Raw genomic sequence first — 2,756 nt, forward strand, 5'->3', positions numbered from 1 at the left:
CAAGCAAGGAATGGTCGGTCATGGAACGTTCCCTCTATGTTTATGGCAACCCTTGGTTGTCATGCATGCATGTCACAACCGCTCGATGAGATGAAGAATCTCCACGGTGTTATGCTTGTTTAGGTACCCCTTGGCACCGATCTGCAGGGCTTCCTGGCTGAATTTATTCTCATCCAGGTTGGAAAGAATGATGATGCGTGCATCGGCGTCCCGGGCCAAAATCAGTCGTGCGGCGGCAATGCCATCCATCCCCCGCATGGTAATATCCATGGTAACGATATCCGGTTTCAAAATCGTATACTGGGCAACGGCATCATCCCCGCTTTTGGCTTCTCCGATAACCGTATGACCCGCAGCGCTCAATGTTTGCTTGATCATTTTTCGCATGATCGAAGAATCATCCACCACGAGGATTGTCTTTCCCATCCGCCTCATCCTTATTCACCCGAACCGTGTAATCCATCTGCCCGGGTAGGGTCGCGCCTTGCCCCCGGGCAATAAACGTTAATGCATGATTTTGGGGCGTTTCATGGACTTGAGCTTTTTGATTTCATCTGCCATGAGCACCCGCTCGAAATCCAGCAGGATCAGCAATCGCTCTTCCAGCTTGCATACGCCCCCGATATACTGACGCTTCAAACCGGAAACGACGATATCGGGCGGCGGTTTGATGCTGCTGACAGGCACGTTCAAGACCTTGGTGACCCGATCGACCACGAACCCGGTGACACGACCTTCGACAGTCAGGATGATGATCCATAGGGATTGGTCTTCCGGTTTGGGCTGCGCCATCAGTTTTAACCGTTTGCGAAGGTCGATCACCGGAATAATGTTGCCACGAAGATTGATCACCCCTTCCAAAAAAGCGGGAGAATCCGGGATGGCGGTAATGGCCACATCGCGGATGATTTCCTGGACGCTCAAAATGTCGACACCGAACAATTCGTCGCCGATGATAAATCCGACCAGTTGTTGATTCACCGCGGTTTCAACAGGTACCTCGGCAAACTGCGCAAAACGTTCGCTCATGGGTGATTTCTCCTTTTATTGAAACGATTCCAGACAGCATGAGCGGATGGTATCGGCCATCCGTGCACCTGGAAGGACCGTCGGGAGATCGTATTTTCGCGCAGCGCGCGTTGCGGTTTCACTGCACAGACAGGTTTTCGGATCCTGCAAAATAACCCTGCCACCGGCAGACAGGATCTGCCCGGACCCATCGACACCGTCATCTCCGATTCCGGAGAGTAAAATCCCCGTGGATCTTTCTCCCATGGCCATCGCCAGGGATGTCATCAGTTGATCGGACGCTTGATCCGCGGCAGACGAATTCGGCAGGACCAGCATTCGCAGACCATCGGCGGTGGATTGAATGGTCGTCCTTTCAAAAACGGAGGTCAGATAACAAACACCGCCATGGAGGATCTGCCATCGGTGGCCCGATTCACGCGGATCGGGCTATACTTGTCGAGATAGTGGACAAACGCCTCCACATGTAAGGGGGTTGCATAGAGCACGGCCACATAGGCTGCCGGCGTCTGCGGGTCCAACTCCGGAACCAGACCTAGCAGCGCACCATAACTGCCATAGTTGCTGCCAATGGCGAATACATGCTGGCAGGTGGCACCATTGGCCGGCATCGGCCGTTGATCCTGCTGGGCCAGCCGAAGGTAACGGATGGTGTCGATACCGGCCCGCGCGGCATTTTTCACCCGACTGATGATCAAGTCATGCTGGCTCTTCAAATCTTCGGTCAACAAGCTGGACGGTTTCTGGAGAAAATCGACGGCGCCATAGCGCAACGCTTCAAAGGTCTCCTGGGACCCCTGCCCCGTGAGGGTGCTGAACATGACGACCGGCGTGGGGCATTTGATCATAATGTGCTTGATGGCCGTCAAACCATCCATCACGGGCATATTGACATCCAAGGTCACCACATCCGGTTTGAGTTGCGGAAGCAACTCCAAGGCCTGGAGGCCATTTTGCGCCTCACCGACCACTTTCAGCTGTTCATCCGCACTGAATATTTCCTTGAGGACCTTGCGCAGTACCGTCGAGTCGTCGACAATCAGGATGGAAATGGGCCTGTCGCCACCGGAAGTGGCCGTGTCGCCTTTGGCGCTCAAGTCGGCGAAAGCATGGCAGCCCCCCCGCAGCGATGGCCTGGAAACCACCAGCGTCTCGTTGCAGTGGCAGCACGCAAAACTGTGCAGGCCCTCCTCCATGGCATCCGCGCTCAAATCGTTCCGAGATCCACATTCTTCACAAAAAATGATCATGGTCCAAATTCTTCTCCAATACCGGCAGCAAACAAATGGTGTTATCGGCAAGCCGAGGGTGGCATCCATGCCCATCCACGGACCGCATCATCCACAGACACGGTGCACACGTCCTGATGACGAGGAGGCGCTGCTCCCGATTCCCGCTTAGCTTGTCTTAGCCGCTTCAATGCGGAAGATGGCGATCTGTTGGGACAATTGCAGGGACAGCTGCTCCAGTTCATCGGTGATGCCCACGACCTCACCGGCACCGAGGGCGGTCTGGGTCGCCTTGGCAGCGGATGCATGCGCGATTTCAACCAGGTTTTTTGACCGTTGCGCCTGGAGGTCGGTGAGTTTTCTCATCTCCTCACTACGTTCCACCACGCCGCGCATTTCGGTACCCACATCTTCAGCGCCTTTCTCGGCCCTTTCAACCAGTGCCGAAATCGTTTTCGACTTCGTGATCAACTGCTCCAGGGCGGCCTGGGCGGCCTG

The 2,756-nt window shown here is 55.1% G+C and carries 5 protein-coding genes; all 5 read right to left on the reverse strand.

Annotated elements, in window-relative coordinates; all coding sequences use genetic code 11:
* Nucleotides 1–72: 72 nt before the first annotated feature.
* The gene (locus JCM12296_RS33875) at nt 73–426 is read right to left on the reverse strand and encodes a response regulator (RefSeq protein WP_054702428.1); all 354 of its coding nucleotides are present in this window, start codon (nt 424–426) and stop codon (nt 73–75) included.
* Between the two features lie 78 nt (nt 427–504).
* Nucleotides 505–1,029, reverse strand: a complete 525-nt coding sequence (locus JCM12296_RS33880) for a chemotaxis protein CheW (RefSeq protein ID WP_054702431.1) — start codon at nt 1,027–1,029, stop codon at nt 505–507.
* Nucleotides 1,030–1,044: 15 nt separating this feature from the next.
* The gene (locus tag JCM12296_RS51220; RefSeq protein ID WP_083456775.1) at nt 1,045–1,425 is read right to left on the reverse strand and encodes a chemotaxis protein CheB; all 381 of its coding nucleotides are present in this window, start codon (nt 1,423–1,425) and stop codon (nt 1,045–1,047) included.
* Complete coding sequence (locus JCM12296_RS33890) at nt 1,398–2,279, reverse strand: response regulator (RefSeq protein WP_054702437.1); 882 nt, start codon at nt 2,277–2,279, stop codon at nt 1,398–1,400. The genes JCM12296_RS51220 and JCM12296_RS33890 overlap by 28 nt, the downstream gene beginning before the upstream one ends.
* A gap of 147 nt (nt 2,280–2,426) precedes the next feature.
* Nucleotides 2,427–2,756 (reverse strand): hypothetical protein (locus JCM12296_RS40740; RefSeq protein ID WP_172684250.1); only part of this gene is annotated, 330 nt, incomplete at its 5' end.

The sequence above is a fragment of the Desulfosarcina cetonica JCM 12296 genome (assembly GCF_001311845.1).
Taxonomy (GTDB): Bacteria; Desulfobacterota; Desulfobacteria; order Desulfobacterales; family Desulfosarcinaceae; genus Desulfosarcina; species Desulfosarcina cetonica.

Bases quoted from the DNA above. Each gene is read 5' to 3' on its own strand.
- JCM12296_RS33875 (WP_054702428.1), bottom strand. From the start codon at position 426: ATGGGAAAGACAATCCTCGTGGTGGATGATTCTTCGATCATGCGAAAA.
- JCM12296_RS33880 (WP_054702431.1), bottom strand. From the start codon at position 1,029: ATGAGCGAACGTTTTGCGCAGTTTGCCGAGGTACCTGTTGAAACCGCG.
- JCM12296_RS33890 (WP_054702437.1), bottom strand. From the start codon at position 2,279: ATGATCATTTTTTGTGAAGAATGTGGATCTCGGAACGATTTGAGCGCG.